This is a genomic window from Candidatus Ichthyocystis hellenicum (assembly GCF_001460935.1).
Classification (GTDB): Bacteria; Pseudomonadota; Gammaproteobacteria; order Burkholderiales; family 2013Ark19i; genus Ichthyocystis; species Ichthyocystis hellenicum.
The window spans coordinates 932,870-952,816 of record NZ_LN906597.1 but is presented as its reverse complement, the minus strand read 5'-3'; the positions used below and the strand labels follow the sequence as shown (position 1 = coordinate 952,816).

General features: G+C 30.5%; 5 protein-coding genes. All 5 read right to left on the bottom strand.

Annotated elements, in window-relative coordinates:
- Window positions 1–126 precede the first annotated feature (126 nt).
- The 5 genes from Arg41_RS04150 to Arg41_RS04130 all read right to left on the bottom strand — a co-directional run bounded on the left by Arg41_RS04150 (window position 127) and on the right by Arg41_RS04130 (window position 19,720).
- Entirely contained in the window at window positions 127–3,756 is a 3,630-nt protein-coding gene (locus tag Arg41_RS04150) for a hypothetical protein (RefSeq protein ID WP_092343518.1), read from the bottom strand.
- Window positions 3,757–4,019: 263 nt separating this feature from the next.
- Window positions 4,020–7,841: a hypothetical protein gene (locus tag Arg41_RS04145; RefSeq protein ID WP_092343517.1), complete on the bottom strand. Its 3,822-nt coding sequence runs from the start codon at window positions 7,839–7,841 to the stop codon at window positions 4,020–4,022.
- A gap of 642 nt (window positions 7,842–8,483) precedes the next feature.
- Window positions 8,484–12,107 carry a hypothetical protein gene (locus tag Arg41_RS04140; RefSeq protein WP_092490498.1) on the bottom strand — a complete coding sequence of 1,208 codons (3,624 nt, stop codon included), beginning with the start codon at window positions 12,105–12,107 and terminating at the stop codon, window positions 8,484–8,486.
- Window positions 12,108–12,301: 194 nt separating this feature from the next.
- Window positions 12,302–15,367 carry a hypothetical protein gene (locus tag Arg41_RS04135; protein ID WP_092343515.1) on the bottom strand — a complete coding sequence of 1,022 codons (3,066 nt, stop codon included), beginning with the start codon at window positions 15,365–15,367 and terminating at the stop codon, window positions 12,302–12,304.
- Between the two features lie 237 nt (window positions 15,368–15,604).
- Entirely contained in the window at window positions 15,605–19,720 is a 4,116-nt protein-coding gene (locus Arg41_RS04130) for a hypothetical protein (protein ID WP_092343514.1), read from the bottom strand.
- Window positions 19,721–19,947: the final 227 nt, after the last annotated feature.

Genomic DNA, 19,947 nt, shown 5'->3' with positions numbered 1-19,947 from the left:
AATCACCCAAGCTACTAAAAAAGAATGAATACCATAAATCCAAAGTTACTGAAAGACAAATATGAATATATAATATTAGAAGTAATAATCACACAGCCCCAAAATACATAACCATAATCAACTGCTCTATCTTAATTTATTACAATATTTACCAACACGTTTCCGAATAAAACAATCCCTATCAGAACGAACCTGATCCATAAACTCTTTAAGCACACACTTTTTTTCTTCATCAGTAATAAATCTACCACCTCCAGATTTACTAAATACTTTCGCTCTTGATAATAACAGATCTACCCTACTAAGAAATCCTCCTTCATTAAATAAATTATCACTCCTTTCATATAAAACATCTGATGCAGCTGATGATAATGGACCATCTATTTCGCTCACAATTGGACTCAAACTACCAATAAATTCTATCTTTATATTATCTAACTCTAGTTTTTGTTCCTCACTAATATCTACCAATCTTGCCAACGGCAAGTTAACAACTTTAGTCCATATCTGACCAAAATTACGCAAAACCTGCTTGTATACAGGTTTCATGACCGTTTCCAAAACAATCGGAACCTCCTCCGATTTAATATTTCTTGTTATTCTGGTTGCACCAGAACCCTTAGATAAAGAAATATCTACACGAGAATTAAGCAATACATCATTCACTTCTTTGCGTTCTTTCTCTAGAATAACAGCAACTTCCTTCTTAAGGATGGGTAAAATTTTTTTAGATATATCTCGCCAAGAACACATGCATATAACAGTTCCATCATCAAACACGTAACTTTCCCTTATCATTTCAATATATCTATTACGGATAAAATTACAAATTTCAGATGAAAATTTTCTCTTGACACTTAGAACAACATAATCATCTTCGTGACAAAGATTAACCATCAAATTGTCATCCTTATCGCATGAACCTAATTCTATAGCAACTACATCATCAATTGACTGCGAAGTCTCTTCAACAACATCACAACCCACCATGTTAGGGGGAAAATTTTCGATAGTATCGCCAATACCAGTAGATCCGTCTCGCGCAGAAATAATTACATCATCCCATATTCGCCTAAACAAAACTTTTAATGAATGATATGCAAAACTCATAATATTTTTCAAAACATCTGACTTTTCTTCACGTGTAAGTTCTCTATCAAACGAATCAACCACTACACGTGATCTGGATATAATTTCTTCTAATTCCAAGCGTTGATTTTCTAAAATTGGGCTTGCCTCATCTTTTGCAAGTGGCAATAGTTTCTTTGATACCCTGAACCAAGCAAATAAACCAATGAAAGTACCATCATCGAATACATGTTTATTATTTAACATACTGCTAAATTTATCACGAACAACATGTTTAATCCTAGATGAGAACTTTCTCCTGGCATTAAGAATAGAAATATTGTCACTATAGCGAAGCTTGACGCCCCAACTTCCATCTCTACCGCTTCCCACAAACTTTGACTTTTCTTTGTAACCATACCCTATATCGGATGAATGCTTACTAACGACACGACCCCATGATAACCTAATAGAATCTCTCAATCTCCTATCGATAAGTTTAGTCACACATGTCACTAGTTCTTTTTTTTCATCATCTGTAACTTTCCTAATAATACAAAATGAAGAATCACCCTTATCAATATCTACTACTCGAGAATTAGATAAGGCCCTATCTAATTCTTCATATTGTTTTTTATTAATATAATCGATTGACTTTATTGCTATTTCATACAATTCGCCAGAAACAGCAGCCCAGGAACAATCACGCAACACAACACCACTCGGAAGTACAATTCCTAGATCCAACATATCGGAAAATAACTTATAAAGATGATCTTTAATTTGTGACGAAAACTTTCTTCTTATAAAAAAAATAAGCTTATCATCATCAGGATGAAGATTTAATCCCCACACATTAAAAATTTTGTCTTTTTTGCTCAATAACCACAAAGACGCCGGAGTAGATGCTGGTAGGTCACTTTGTTCAAAATTAACGTCCGAAAAATTATCATCACCTAATGCACGACCTACATCAAAAACTGTGTTCTTTTCAGATTCTCCTAACTGACAATCAGAAGCAACTCCTTTTGAGATATTTATACTTTTATTCTGAATTAGACCTCTCCACACTCTATTAGATAAAATAATATTTTTACGATGAACACTGTTGTAAGAAATTTTCAAAATATTATCCCTCTCACCAGCTGTAACTTTTCTAGTACCAGCACAATATCCGTCAAATATATCAATATTTTCTATTACACGTGCATTAAGTAAAAATCTAGAAATTTCTTCATGTTCAGCATCAACAAGATGTCTAATATTTTCTTGAGCAATTGGAAATATACTCTTTGAAATTTTATTCCAATCAACCGATTCATCTAACAATACACGTTCTTCTTTTAAGATTGAAAAAAACTTATCCCCAATAATTTTCTTAGATTTACCAAAAAACTTGCTCTTTATGGATAAAATTTTGTAATCATCTTCAGGATGAAGCTTAACACCCCATCTATTTTCTATAGCAGGTAAATATTTACTAAAAATTAATGAGCGTCGCGATTCCAGCATTTTTTTCTGAAAATTTTCAATAATTTTATGTGAATCACTAACAAACTTACTAACCAAAAGGTTGCGCATATGATCAATAATATTATCAAATATCAATACCCCACCTACCTCAGTACTACCATCCTCATTCCATATAACTATATCCTTTAAAAAATTACTGAACCTATCATTAATGCCTTCATTTATTATTTTTTTATCAAACTCTTCTTCTATTAAATCATTAATTTTGCTCCGTAATTTATTAAGATTATCAGAGAATCCAGAACTGTAATAACAAATACAAGAACATTTATAATTAACAAGTTTTTTCAATGCAGTAATGCAGCTACCGACAAAACAACCTAACATTTCATCAATTTTAACAACAGCCATAAAGGAAATAAATTTACCAAACTTATAGACAAATGCAGATGGATAATAAATATTATGATCACTAATTCTATAAAAACGATATGCACAATCAAATGGATTTCCATAATAAACAAAGATTTTGTTATTCCTATCACAAAAATCTTGCCAATACCTCATTATCCTATACATAAGCAACTTATCTAAAGCAGAAACAAAATATAAAAAAAACTGTTCCATCTCAGGATAGGTCATTTCACGCTCGGAACCATCATCAACAACCTTAGAATCAAAAATACTTTTTATTACTGCAGGAATAATATCAGATCGTAAAAAATCAATACATTTAGGTCTCAAACGATAAACACACTTAGAAAAAGAAAAACAAGCCTTATTTATTAAATACGTCATATTTTTATCATAATCCCCCAGTTCTTTCAAAAAAAAAGAAAAACTGCAGGATAAAACATCCAAAATTGAGTCAGTCTTATCAATAAATTTTATCCTATAACCATCCATAATTGACAAAAAATTACCAGTAAGCTTATACCTATAATCAATGTCATACTTATATAAAAAATTATCACCACAAATTTCTGATACCGCTCCAGAATTAGAGATAAAACTATAGCTATTACAGAAATTTTCGAATAATTTGTTAGAGGCAGAGGCACACAATCCATTAGTTGATTTTGAATTACAAGAAAACAAATCAACCGATCCCGTAGATATTAGTTCCAGCTCAGGGCCACAACAAGCTACTGCAAAAGAAGACTCATCAGAGTCATCTTGCATATTGGATTTAACACAAGTACTTACACTATGCATATTACATGTATTACTATAATTTAAATTAAAAATAAAATCACCGTTTTGCGGAGATATCCATCGTAGCTTACGATCGATACTACTACCACTGTATTACCATAAAAATAACAATTTTTAACATCCTTGACAAAAAAATAAACCATGCTTTATATTTGTCCCGATAAAAATACTTATAAACATATAATTTATGATATGCCAGCAATTTAGATAATCTCCCATATCTAGAAAAATAAAAAACATTATTGAACACAAATTAGCTGTTATTAGCCATTAGTCACATTTTTGAAACTTGCCATTTTAGCATATCTATGTTCGTTCTCAATTAATAAGTAAATTCCATCCGAATAAACATTACTTTCATGTTTATTCGGAGATTCTGAATTAACTTTTAAATCCAATTCAGCAGGAAAGGATAAGCTATCCAATTTACTAATACGTTTCCTAATAAGAAAATCTCTGTCAGTACCAATTATGGCCATAAATTCTTTTAGTAGTAACTTCTTTTCTTCATCAGTAACAAATCTGTATTTTCCAGACGCATCAACAATTTTTGCATCTGATAATAATGACTCCACTCTACTAAGAAAACCACATTCACAAAATAAACTATGACTTCTCTCAGATACAATATGATAAATATTAGCTGTTATGTCGTCGAAACTAGACAAAGATGACGTGTTTGTATCAGACAATAAAAAATCAACAACCTCATTAACAATTGAACCTAAAATTCCAAAAAACTCTAACTTAATATTATCAAGCTCTGATCTTTCCATTTCCTTAAGGCACATTAAGCCCACTGAAGATGATTTAATAATTTTATTCCATATTTGACTAACACTATCCGTAATTTTTCTATATACAGACTTCATAACCTTTTCCAGAATATAACCTCTCTCTTCAGATGTAAGTTCCCTAGTTATTATGGCTTTACTAGATCTATTAGGCGAAGAAATATCAACACGGGATTTCAGCAAAATCTCATTTATTTTTTCACGTTCTTTTTCTACAATTGGGTTAATTTCCTTCTTAACAATGGGCAAGAGTTTTTTAGAGATATCCCTCCATGGATACATGCCTATGGTAGTGTTGTCGCTAAATACGTACCTTTCTTCTATCATTCTGTTATATTTATTGCTGATACGTCTGTAAATTTCAGAAGAAAATTTTTTCCTTACATTTAAAATGGAAACATCATCTTTATAATAAAGTTTAAGCTGAGAAATATGATTTTTTTCATCTCCCTCTGCTCTTAAAATATCAACATCATTACAATCAACGTCACAATTATTAGTTGATAAATAATCTTTAATATCAATCGAATTAGACCTTGAAGAAGAAATTACATAATCCCATATCTTCCTAAATGATGCTTTCAATGAATTATGTGCAAGATTCATAATATTTCTTAAAACGATATGCTTTTCTTCCTGCGTAATTTCTCTGTCAACTAAATCAACTACCACACGAGATCTAGATACAATTTTTTCTAATTCCTCTTTCTGATCCTCAAGAATAGGACTAACTTCTTCCTTAGCAATTGGAGTCAGTTTTCTAGATATCCTTGCCCAAGTAAATGGTCCAATGAAAGTACCATCATCAAATTTATGACTTTTCTCTAACATAGAGATAAACTTATCACGTAATACACACTTAATCTTGGATGAAAATCTCCTTCTAGTCTTCAAAATACTAATATTGTCACTATAACGAAGCTTAACTCCCCAACTTCCTTCTCTAGCACTTCCTAAAATATAGTTAGGTTTTTCTTTATACCCATACCCAACATCTGTTGAAGATTTATTAACTACACATAACCAAGACGTTCTAATAGACACACTTAATCTTTTACTTATCAGATTCTTAACACATTTCACAAGCTCTGCTTTCTCAACATTGGTAACCCTTCTAATAGTACAAGAGGAATCAGAATTTACACCAACATCTACTATACGTGCTTTGGATAAAACTCTATCTAATTCCACATACTGCTTTTTAACAATAGATTCTACAGACTCTATAGCTATTTCAGATAATTCACGAGAAACAATAGTCCAAGAATAATCACACAATACAATACCACTTGGAAGTACAGCCCTATTTTTCAACATACTAGAAAATAATCTGGTAAGATGATCTATAATATGGTTTGAAAATTTTCTTCTAATAAACGAAATAAGTTTATCATCATCAGGATGAATATTTAATCCCCATCTATTAATGATCTTATCTTCTTTTCCCAATAAATCTACTGAAATAGAAACAACTTCTGGTAGTTCATTTTGTACTGAAGTAGCAATACAAGGTGGGTCACTATCACCAACTGAGGACATTAATACAGGATTAACTGCAGAAGATACAACTTTTCCAGTACCACCTAATTCATTGGAAAAAAAAATGTTGTTTACCATTTCACTTCTTTTGTCACTTTTTTGGCTCTTGATTAAATTCCTCCATACTGAACTAAATAAATATCTATTTCTACCATGTATAGAGTTAACGGAAACCTTCAAAAGCCTATCTATTTCCTCAGGTGAAATTTTTCTGGTACCAATAGAAGATTCATCAAGTACATTTATATTCTCTATTACACGCGCATTAGACAAAAATTTAGACAACTCTGCATGCTCATCATCAACAAGATGTCTAACTGTTTCTTGTGCAACAGGAAATAAATTTTTTGAAATCTTATCCCAATCGACTACATCAACAATTGTTCCATCTAAAAACCTATATTTTTCGTTTAGCATTTCACAAAATTTATTATTAACAATTTTCCTAGATTTATTAGAAAATTTCCTCTTAATAGATAAAAATCTTCGGCTGTCTTCAGGATGAAGTTTTAGTTCCCATAAATCTTCCACAGCACGTGAATATTTAACACTTACTAATGAACGTCTTTTAAACAATGTCAATCTTTTTTTAAAACTATTAATAACCCTATATGCGTTATTAGCCTTATTTGTTAAAATATAGCGCATGTTTTCGATAATTTTATCAATAACTAATACCTTATTTATCCCCCCCCCTTCATCTTTGTTCCAAATTAATACATTTTTTAAAAAACTACTAAAACTATCTTTAACACCCTCTACAATTATTCTTTTATTAAATTCCTCTTCTACTAAATCCATAAACTTTTCACGTAATTTATCAAGATTGGAAATAGCATCATTGCCATAATTACAAATAAAACAACATTTAGAAAAAATATTTTTTTTCAATTCGCAATCTAACCTGTCAACAAAGTCATTCACCATTTCATCAATTTTAGCAACAGCCATAAAAGAAATACATTCACCAAATTTATTCGTAAATGCAGCGGGACAATCAATATCAGGAGCAGCTACTCTATAAAAACGGTATGCACAATCAAAGGGATTACTATGGTTAACAAAGAGTCCATTATTTTCGTTACAAAAATACCGCCAATACTTCATGACTCTACCCATGATTAACTTCTCTAGGGTAGTTACAAAATGTAAGAATAATCTTTCCATCTCAGAATAGGTCATTTTTAGTGCATAACTGCTATCGATAGCATTGGAATCAAAAATGCTTTTTATAATAATAGGAATAATATCTGACCGTAAATTATCAACACACTTAGGTCTCAAACAATACACACACTTAGAAAAAGAACAACAAATTTTGTTCATTAATTCAGTAATATTTTTACAATTATTTTTTGGTTCCTTTAAAAAACTAAAACTATAGCACAAATAGGCCAAAATAAAATCAACACTATCTACAAAATTATTTTTATGATTATTCATTTCTGATAAAAAATTTTCAGTAAAACGATATCCGTGCTCAACGGCATACTTTTGTAAAAAATTATCCTCACACGTTTCTGATATTGTTTCTATATCAACACTATATCCATATCCAGCACATAAATCCTGTAACAATTTATAAGATAGTGGCGATAAGATATCAATTGTGTTAGAAACAGATAAGTCAAATGCATTGTTATCAGAAACTTCTACTTGTGATAGTGGAGAATTGTCACAAACTTCAACAAAATTGTCATTATTGCATTGAACAACCAAATTTCCATTCCCATGGGCATCTATGCTATACATATAATGTTTCTTTATCTGTATTCTTAAAGTAGAAATGATAATATTGTATTATTAATTAAAAAGTAAAGCATCATTTTGTAATTTTGTATTTACAATACACGCAAATAGATAAATTTTGAGACTATGAAAACTTGAAATCATGAAGATAAATTATCAAACATTTATTAATCTCTATAAAATCGCAACGAGATATTTAATATTTTATACATCTCACACTACAATTTATTATTTTTTGTACTTACATTAATAGATCCTATAAGTACGACAACTATCCCCATTACTAATAAATACAACCATACACCAACTGATAAATATAAAATTCTACATATAAAAATACACCTACGCATTACCATATTTACCAACAAAAAATAATAGCAAATTACAAATGTAGCCCTATAGTAATAAATAAAACAAGAAATTATTGATAAGGTAAATTATAATTATATGACATTACTTATTAATGATCTTTAAATAGTATGATCACAAATATACATAGACTAATAATCTATTGTAATTTTTATAATGGTATTTTATAACATCAAGTAAAAAATACCACACATGATTTTAGCTGTATATCTTTTATGATAATTTTCCAACCCCTGATAAATTTTATTTAGAGATTAGAAATAGAAAAAACTCTTATTATAAAGAATTAATTACCCTAATCCATATTCTCTTAAATAGAACTTTTGAAGAACTATATACAAGACTCATAACTTTTTCTAAAACTACATTTTTTTCTACATCAGTAAGTTCTCTATCAGCCTTACGATCAACTACTACACGAGATAAAGATATAACCTTTTCTAGTTCTTCCCGCTCATTTTTTATGATACCACTAACTTCATGTTTAACAATTGGCAACAATTTTTTAGACATCCTAAACCAAGCAAATGCACCAATAGAAGAACCATCATCGAATTTATATTTATTATTTAGCATAGCAATAAACTTATCACGTACAACCCCTCCAATCAAAGAAGAAAATCTTCTCCTAACACTAAAAATAGCGTCATCGTCAACTAAACGAAGATTAATTCCAGAACCTCCACTTTCCCATTCCCCAAGATCCTCAAATTCCGGTAATTCAATAACTATATTCCATACTCTCCTATATAAAACTTTAGATGAAATATATACACGTTTCATAACATTTCGTAAAACTATACTCCTTTCTTCAGAGGTAATGGATCTATGAGTTCCATCACTAACAACTACGCTTGCCACAGATAAAATATTACCCAATTCTATTCTCTCATTTTCAAAAATATTCTTAACTTCATCATTAATTATTGGCAATATTTTTTTAGATGCCACATGCCAACCAATCTTTCCAATAACAGTACCATCATCAAACTTATACCTACTACTCATCATTTCTTTAAATTTATCATAGGCAACAGATTTAATCTCATTCGTATACTTTTTTCTGGTGTTCAAAATGTCAATATTATCACTATAACGAAGTACAATTACTGAACCTCCGTTAACATTTATTAGATTTTCATTTTGGCAGTCTCCTTCATAATCATCTAAAGTATCTGCCGAATTCCTACAAACTACATACATCCATGAAAATCTGAAGGAGTCACTTAATCGTTTATCTACAAGTTTTCTAGCACGTACCATAAGACTTCTTTTTTCATCATCTGTAACAACCCTAACAACACAAGATGAAGAATCACTTTTATCAACATCTACCACACGTGCCTTAGATAAAAATTTACCTAATTCTACATATTGATTTTCAACAATAGATTCGGTTGATTTTATAGCTACCTGAGATAACTCAGAAGAAATAGAAGCCCAAGAACAAGAACCCAACACTCTACCACTTGGAAGGACAGCTCTATTCTCCAGCATACTAGAAAATAGTTCAATAAGATGATTTCTAACTTTGTTTGAAAATTTTTTCCTTATAGAAAGAATAAACCTACAATCAACAGGATGGATATTTAATCCCCATGTATTAATAACCGAATCTACCTTACCCAATGATTGCAAAGAAACAGCCAGGGAAGCTTCATCATCTATTGTAGGAGCAGAAGCAGATAATGGAACATCATCATTAACAGAAGACGCAGGCATCGAGTCTACACAATTATCATCGCTGTCAGATTTTAATAAACCATCAAAATGATCAATCTGTTTAGTATTATTATCTTCCGCTTCACTAATTAAACTATTCCATATTTTACCAAATAATTCCTTATTCCTTTTATGTATATATGCAACAGAACCTCTAAAAATTCTATCCCTTTCCTCAACAGTAGCATTTCTTGAAATCAAACAAGACCCGTCAAATATATTATTCTTACCCAATATACGAACATTAAGCAAAAACCTGGATAATTCCAAACATTCCCTATCAACAAGATTTTTTACCATTTCTTGAGCAACAGGAAATAAGTTATCTGAAATTTTATCCCAACAAACAAAATCTATGATTGTATCATCCGAAAATTTATAACCTTCTTTTAGCATTGCAGAAAACTTATTCCTGATAATTCTAGCAAACTTGGCCTCAAACCTCCTCCTGATGGACAAAATTTCATAATTGTCTTCCGGATAAAGTCTAACTCCCCACTTACTCCTCCAATTCAAGGATAAACGCTTAGATTTAGATTCAAACAAACCCTCTTCTGTGATATTTTTCCATACCCTAATAAACAACTCTTTATTCTTAGTTGATATTAATTCGGTAGAGAATCTAAAAATTTTATCCTTCTCCTCAACTGTAGCATCCCTAGTACCATAGGAAGATCCATCAAACACACTGCTATCATCAAACACACGCACATTAGATAAAAATACCATCAGCTCTTGATGTTCCATTATCACGAATAATTTCACCTCTTCTTGAGCGATTGGGAGAAGATTTTTTGAAATCTTATCCCAATCAACCATACTAATGACTGTGCCATCTAAAAATTTATATTCTTTCTTTATCATCTCACAAAATTTATCCCTAATGAACTTTCTGACCTTGCAGTAATACTTAGATCTAATAAATGAAATTTTATGGCTATCTTCAGGATGAAGCTTAACTCCCCACCTAGATCTCCAGTCCCTCGAGAAACGGTTTATAAATGACAATCTACCTTCTCTAAAATCTCCAATAATACTACGCGCACCACAAGTTGACTTATTTATCAGTAAATCTAGCATGTATTCAGTAATTTTTTTAAAAAGCAAGGTTCTATTTGCCGAAACAACCTTATTATTATCCCATAGTATCAACTTGTTCAAAAAATCATTTAATATGTTATCTATTTTATCTTCGATGATTTTTTTATTAAACTCTTCCTCTATTAGGAGTTTAAATTTATCAATCACGGAATCATACAACTTTCTAAGATCACTATCAGTGCTATCACTGTAATTATAAATATACAGACACTTATAGCGAATAACTTTTCTCAATACGTCATCACATTTTATGATAAAACTAAATATCATCCTGTCAATTTCATCAGCTGCAACAAAAGAAATACATACCCCAAATCTATTAGTAAATGCAGCAGGATGATTAACATTAGGTACACTAGTTCCATCAAAAACATAAGCACGAGCTAAAGGATTACTGTAATCGACACTAGGAATCAATGACAAAACATACTTATTTTCACTACAAAAATATCTCCAATACTTCATTGCCTTTATCATAATTAGCTTCTCTAAAGAAGCAACGAAGTACAAAAACAATTGTTCTCTTTCTGAATAACTAACCATACGATCGGAAATAACGCAAACAAGATCAGAATCAAAAATACTTTTTATTATCTTAGGAATAATATCAGCACGTAAAAAATCAACACACTTAGACCTTAAATCGCACAAACACCTAGAAAAAGAGGCACAAATTCTATCCATCAGGAGCCTTATATCTATATTTTCTTGTCCTAAATCTCTCAAAAAATCGAAGCTACTACATAAACCAGTCAAAATAGAATCTATTTTCTCTATAAAGAGAATCTTATGATCATTAACAATCAACAAAAAATAATCAGTAAACTTATATCCACACTTAGAAACATACTCCCGCAAAAAAACATCGTCTAAAACATCTAAGCTTTCAAAACCAAATTCATACCCACAAGTAGTACACAAATCCAGGGAAAATTTAGAAAATAAAGATGAACAATCTTGAGGAAAACACGAAACCGACACTGGCGAAGACGAAGACTGAGGATTAGTTATACCAGATTCAGCATCACTATCACCAAAAACAAAGCACCGTTTTCCATGAGAACTTATGCTATACATAATTTTACTGGGTTCTATTCATAAGGCAATGATAATATTATTACAAGAAAAGTAAAGAAATATTTTACTAGATCATACTCTAGTAAAATTAAATACAATATGTTTATATCATATAAAAACTTATTGATTCAAAAAGCATCGCTTTTACGTACAACGGTAATCACACACCTTAGATTTACAATCAACATATCAGGCTAATCTGTCAGCATAGGAAAAAATGTATTATTAAGTTTGCTATTACGTTTCTTAACAAGACAGCCTATATCATGATCGATGATACTTATAAATTCTTTAAGCAGATATTCCTTTTCTTCGTCAGTAATAAATCTATACTTACCATATGAGTCAACAAGTTGAGAGCTTGAAAGCAATGAATCTACCCTGAAAAAAAAACCTCCCTCCCTAAATAAATCCTGACTTTTTTCATGTACAACATTAAAGACATCAACATTAATATCATCAATGCAAGTATATAATGCATCAACTTTTGACAATAGCAGAGTAGAAACTTCATCCACAATCTTTCCTAAACTTCCAACAAACTCTAACTTAACATTATCAATATTTAGCTTATCTACTTCCCTAAGATTAAGAAGACATATTGATGTTGTTCCAGCAACAGCATCTGCCCAGATTTTACCTAAACATTTCATTACTAGTTTATGTAAAGATTCAAGAGCATTTTCCAAGACATCTTTCCTTTCATATTCTGTAAGCTTCCTAATTACATCAGTTCCATCCAATTTATAAAAAATTGCCCTTGATTCAAGTAACATTCTATTTATTTCTACACGTGCCAATTTCATAATTGGACTAACTTGTTCTTTTACAATAGGCTCCAGTCTTTCAGACACACTTCCCCATGAGTCCATAAAATTCATAGTTGTACCATCCTCAAACTCGTAACCTTTGTTATTAACTATCCCAACAAATTTAGTCACAATAATTTTGTTCATCTCATCAACAAATCTATTAATTTGATTAAAAATAGCAACATCGTCTTCATGATGAAGCTTAAGCTTTGAGTTACTCCACTTACTGCTAGAATCTACCACCTCAACATCTACATCATCCATTGATGGCAAAAAAGACTCACCAACAAAATTTACCGAAGAGTTAGTATTAGATACACAGCTAATAGCATCATCTTTCAATGAAGATAGAACTAATTCCCATGCATCCTTAAACAAAAAATTTAATTCTCCATATACAATTTTCATTACATCTTTAAAAACAGAAGACTTTTCTTTATTCATGATATCTCTATCAAGGCTGGAATTAATAATCACACGTGATCTAGATATAACTTCTTCTAGTTCCTTACTTTCATCATCAAGAATAAGCTTAACTTCTTCCATAGCAATTGGAAATAAGTTCTTAGATAACTTATCCCAATCAAATTTATCAATAATAGTACCATCATCAAATTTATGTTTATTGATTATCATCTCACTAAATTTTTCATAGATATTAGATCTAATTTTAGATGAAAATTTACTCCTAACATCAAAAATAGCAACATCATCACTGTAACGGAGGTTAATTTCTATACTTCCCCTAAAATATTTTTCTTTACAACCACGTTCTATAATTAAATCGTTCCATATGCTAGAAAATAAACGCCCATTCCTACGATATATATTATTTACATAAAAGGTAAAAATTTTATCTCTCTCTGTAGATGTAATCTTTCTTGTACCGGCACAAGATCCATCAAATATACTAATATTATCTAGCACACGAACTTTAAACAAAAAATTATATACCTCTAAACATTCATCACTGACAATATACTTAACCGCTTCCTTAGCCACAGGAAGTATGCTTTTAGAAACGATACCCCAATCAACTATAGTACTGTCAAAAAAAATACGTCTATCTTCTAACATTTCACAAAACTTATCCCGGATAACAGACCTACATTTAGCAGAAAATTTCTTCCTGATATGTAAAATACCAACTTTATCTTTAGGGTGAAGTTTAACCCCCCACATACTTTTTATGGTGCATAAATTACTGTTTTCTGATCCACCTTTCTTAACTTCCATTTCTCTAAAACATCTAATAATATTAAATAAATCATCAGTATACTTGTTCATTAAAAAATTTCTCATGTAACTAATAATTTCGCTGAAAGTTAGCACAGAATTAACAACTACTCCTTTATTTTTATCCCAAATAGATAAATTGCTCAAAAAATTACTAAAGTTATGCACAACTGTTTTTTCTGCTACCTTCCGATCAAACTCTTCTTCTATTAACTTAAATTCAACACTTAATTTGCTATATAATTCATTACGTAATTCCCTAAGATCATAATCAACTCTATCGCTGTAATTACAAATATGAACACACTTAGAATGAACAACTTTTTTTAATTTATCGTTAAAAGTACGAACGAAGCGGGATATCATGTCATCTATATTGTCTACAGCCATAAAAGAAATATATACTCCGAACTTATGTATAAATGCAGCCGGATAAATCTTTCTATGATCGTTAATTATGTTAGAACAGTGCATACATGCAAAAGAATTATTGAATGGATCCGTAAAATCGATTCCTGGAATTACTGACAATACGGACTTATTTTCATTACAAGAATCACGCCAATTCTTTACTGATCTTGCTATAATTAATTTCTCCAAAGTAGCAACAAGATGTAAAAATAATTGCTCCATCTCAGGATATGTTATTATACGACCAGCGCTGCTATCAATAGCATCACAGTAAAAAGTTCTTTTGGCAATAACTGGAATAACATCATGATGTATAAAATAAATACACTTAGTCCTTAGACAATACAAATTCTCATAAAAAGAAGAGTAAATTTCACGAGTCAACTTGACCACGTTTATTTTATGAGGGTTTAACTCTTTCAAAAAACAAAAAGCATTAGATAAATTAATGAAAATGGAATCTACTCTTTCTATAAAGTCACGCTTGTATTTGTTAATAGCTAATAAAAAACCTTCAGTCAAACAGTACCCGCACTTATTAGCATGTAATTTAAAGAAATCATCACCGTAAATATCTGATATTGTATCAATATCAGTACTCCACCCATCGCTAACATGTAAAAAATTTTCTCGTGATGATCGTTGAGAAACGCATGACGAGCTATTTTTATAGTAGCTGCTTGCATCTGGAGCAATATAATTATGATCTATTTGTAAAAATGAAGAGCTAGGATTAGTTTCTAGATAGGATTCATCATGACTATCTCGATCAACACAATCACTTTTTCCTTGAAGATACATACATAAACCTTACTGTACTTATTCACACAGAATGTGAATATTTCCAACCTAAAGTAAGAACAAAGCCTTACTATATCATATGTAGGTAACGGATCGTATTATTCTTATTAATAAATTACTGTAAGTATAATCGCTTCTCACAGAACTAAATTCATAAAATGACACTAACAATCTATAAAATGTCCTATATCGAAAAATAAATTTAATTTTTAGGTACATATGATTACACTATAAAATTTACAATCCTTTACAACTATTCACAGCAGTAGATGTCTTGCGCACTGAGGACATAACCAGAGATCTAAACTTCCCAACACGTTTCTTAACAAGATAATCTCTGTCGCTATAAATATTATCCATAAATTTTTGAAAAATATTGTTGCTCTCATCATCAGTAATAAATCTATCATTCCCGGATAATTCAATGATTTTTGCATTTTCTAATAATAACTTCAACCTAGAAAAAAACCCCTCTTCTTTAAATAAAGAATCACTTCTATAAGACACAGCAGAAATCACATTATTTATATTAAAGGACGAATCAAAATTTAATGACATTGACCTAATAACTTCACATATTATTGAATCTAAATTCCCAATAAATTCGAGTCTAATATTGTCAAGCTCTGCTTTATCTGCCTCACCAAGATCTGGCAGTCTTACAGGTAATGCGCTGCTTTTTCTAGAATTACCCTTTTTTGATACAGTAGGGCTATTCAATGAACCACCATCAGACAAGTCAAGAAACTTATCGTCTAAGGAATTAATAACCCTACTCCACACTCTACCTAAATTATGAACTACCTGTTTAAATACCGATTTCATAATATTTTTAACTACAGAAGACCTTTCATTAGACGTAATCTCTCTAGTAATTCTAGTTGTAATAGAACTATTAGGAGGAGAAACGTCAACACGTGATCTTAGCAAAAGATCATTTATCTTTATGCGCTTCTTTTCTAGAACAATATTAATTTCTTCTTTAGCAAAAGGCATCATTTTTTTAGATATATCTTTCCAAGAAAACAAATTGCTTATGGTAGTACCATCCTCAAATCTATAGTTACCTCTTAACATGTTACTAAACTTAACACAAACACACCTATTTATCTCAAAGGAAATACTCTTCTTAGCTTTGTAAAGAGCACGATCATCTTCATGATAAATAACAAGCTTAGAAATATCATCTTCGTCATCTATCTCCATACCACGTGAAACACTAGCGGATGGCGAAGAAACTTCACCGAAACAATGATTATTACGAGTGGCAGTTACTTCACGTTTTTTAATATCAATAGAATCACCCCTGGAAGAAGAAGTTACGTCCTCCCAAACACCTCTACACAAATTTTTCAATGCAGCATTTACAAGCTTAATAATGTTTTTTAGAACAATAGATTTTTCATAACTAGTAAGTTCCCTATCAACTCCAGAATCAACTAATACACGCGATTCAGATATAATCTCCTTCAGCGCTATAACTTCATCTTCAAAAATATATTTAATCTCCTCTTTAGCAATTGGAAATAATTCTTTAGACACTACGTGCCAATCAAATCTACCAATATCAGAACCATTAATAAAATCACGCTTATGATTTATAATTTCTGTAAATTTTTCATAGATAGCGGATCTAATTTTTGATGAAAATTTACGCCTTAAATACATAATGTTAAGAGCATCATCGCAGCGAAGCTTAAACACAAAACTGCCGTCTTTATCTTCCCCCTTATAAATGCATTCAGACATTTCTTTATGATAGTAAGGTTTGTGAGTTTTAGACACATCTATCCATGACAACCTAATAGAATTAACCAATCTTCTATGTATAAAAGACTTAGCACGCGCCATAAGATTATCTTTTTCATAGCTCGTAACATCTCTAGCATCATAATTAGAAAAATTATTACCACTATTATCTACAATACGCACTTTAGATAAAATTTTATCTAATTCCTTGTATTGTTCCTCCATAATCATTCTTACTGACTCCATGGCAATAGGAAATAACTCATTGGCCACCAGACTCCAAGGACACTTACTAATCACCTTACCATTTGGAAGTACAAATTTGTCATTTAACATACCATAAAATAACCTATGAATATTATCTCTTATCTTTATCGAAAACTTTTTTCTTGTAGCCAAAATAAGTTTATTATCATTAGGATGGATATTTAATCCCCACATATCAATTATGTAACTCCCCCTATCTCTAACCACTGTAGCAGAATTAAATATTTCCCTACGAACAACTAAATCCACACAACCTGTACGTTTCCTTACAAGATAATCTATATCGCTATTAATATTATCCATAAATGATTTAAAAATATCATGTCTCTCTTTATCCGTAACAGACCTATATTTCCCGGGAGATTCAAATATTTCTGCATTTACCAATAAGGACTCAACTCTGCTAAAAAACCCTTCTTCCTTAAACAAATTATCACTTAGTTTAGATACATCTAAAATTATACTGTCTATATCGGACGGAGTATAAATTTTTAACGATAGCGAACAAACAACTTTTTCTATAATTTCATCTATATTTCCAATAAATTCTATTCTAATATTATCAAGAGCTTCCTTATGAGATTCCTTAAGATCTAACAACCCAAAGGATTGCACACAACCTTCCTCTGATTTAAATTCTTCTGATGTAGTATTAACGTTAGATGATACGTAGCATCCATCTCCTAATGATTTAACAACCCTATTCCATACTCGACCCAAATTATGTAATACCTGCTTAGATATAGAATTTATAATACTTTTCATTACAGTAGATATCTCAGCAAGGGTAATTTCTCTCGTCATTTTAGTTGCAATAGAAATATCATATGGACAAATATCTACACGCGATTTTAATAAAATCTCATTTATTTTTACAGACTCCTTTTCTATGACACAATTAATTTCCTTTCTAGCAATAGGCAACATGCTTTTAGATACATCTTTCCAAGAACATGAAGAGAAAATAATATTATCACTGGATTTATTATTATTCTTTATAAAATTAATAAATTTATTACAGATACATCTATTTATTTCAAACGAGATATCTTTCCTGACTCTATAGATAGCAAGATCATCATCATAACAAATATTAACTTTTAAATTATCGCTGTTATCACATACTTTAACCTTTGATAAATCTTCAACTTCAGCAGCAGAAGAAAAAACGTCAACAATAGAATTTTCTTTATAATCAGAAGATTTTACATTGCACTCAGAACAGTTAGAATCACATTTTAAAGAATTAATTATATCGTCCCAAACTATCTTGCATAATCTTTTTAACGTTGAGTGAACAAACCTCATTATATTTATAACAATAATAGATTTTTCCTCACCTGTAATTTCTCTATCAACTGTAGAATTAACAACTACTCGTGCCCTAGATATAGTTTTCTCTAATTCTTTATTTTCATCTTCTAGAATGCACCTAACTTCCTCCTGAGCAATTGGAAATAATTTTCTATATACCCTGAACCAATTAAACTTACCAATAGCAGTACCGTCATCAAATTTGTTTTTATTACGAATAATATCACTAAATTTATCATGGATCTTAGACTTAATATTACAAGAAAATTTATTACTTACATTTAAAATATCAACAACATCACTGCAACGAACATTAACCCCCAAATTGATGCATAAATCTACTTTTTCAGCTTTAGACGTTGCTCCACAATCGTATCCTATTGAAGTTTTAGCTACATCTAACCATGACAATCTAACTATACTAATAAGTCGTCTGGAGATAAATGACTTAGCACGCACCATAAGGATATTTTTTTCATCATCTTTAATTTTTCTGGTAATAAAAGATGAATCATTATTTCCATCAAAATCTAGTATAGATGCATTAGATAAAATTAAATCCAACTTCTTATATTGTTCATCCAGAATTAATTTAATTGATCCCATGGCAATTGGGAATAATTCACTAGAAACAAGAGACCAAGAATATTTGCGCAGCATCTTACCACTTGAAAGTACAGTATTATCATTCAGCATATCCCAAAATAGTTTACGAAGATAATCTCTAATTTCTATTGAAAACTTCCTTCTTATAAATAAAATAGCCTTATTATCATCGGGATGAAGATTTACACCCCATATATCCATTATAGATTTATTTGGTTCAAATTTAGGCAAATAATGACTTATCTTTACAGAAACATCTGAAGAAGAACACAATAAACTATTACGTTCAGAATAATCTGTATCTACCTTATATTTATCATCGCAACACCTCTTATCCTCATCATCTTTGTCAGAGTGTGAATTACAAGCACCTTGATCAAAACAATACTGATTCCCACAAACAAATATAGTATCCATACTTATACCATGAATTCACAAAGGCAATATCATCATAGGAGAAAGGTAGTAATATCTTACTTCTATGAATTGTCACATATGATGATAATTATTTACAAAATTAAAAATTTCTATACTATCAATACGTATGATATCAGTAAACTTAAATAACAAAACAATATTACGATCAGAAGCACCATCAACATTTAATATGATAGGTTAAAAAATATATGCCAATAAGATACATC

What these genes read in the sequence shown, in the direction of transcription:
- Arg41_RS04140 (WP_092490498.1), bottom strand. Translation starts at nt 12,107, where the DNA reads ATGTATAGCATAAGTTCTCATGGAAAACGGTGCTTTGTTTTTGGTGAT.
- Arg41_RS04135 (WP_092343515.1), bottom strand. Translation starts at nt 15,367, where the DNA reads ATGTATCTTCAAGGAAAAAGTGATTGTGTTGATCGAGATAGTCATGAT.
- Arg41_RS04145 (WP_092343517.1), bottom strand. Translation starts at nt 7,841, where the DNA reads ATGTATAGCATAGATGCCCATGGGAATGGAAATTTGGTTGTTCAATGC.
- Arg41_RS04150 (WP_092343518.1), bottom strand. Translation starts at nt 3,756, where the DNA reads ATGCATAGTGTAAGTACTTGTGTTAAATCCAATATGCAAGATGACTCT.
- Arg41_RS04130 (WP_092343514.1), bottom strand. Translation starts at nt 19,720, where the DNA reads ATGGATACTATATTTGTTTGTGGGAATCAGTATTGTTTTGATCAAGGT.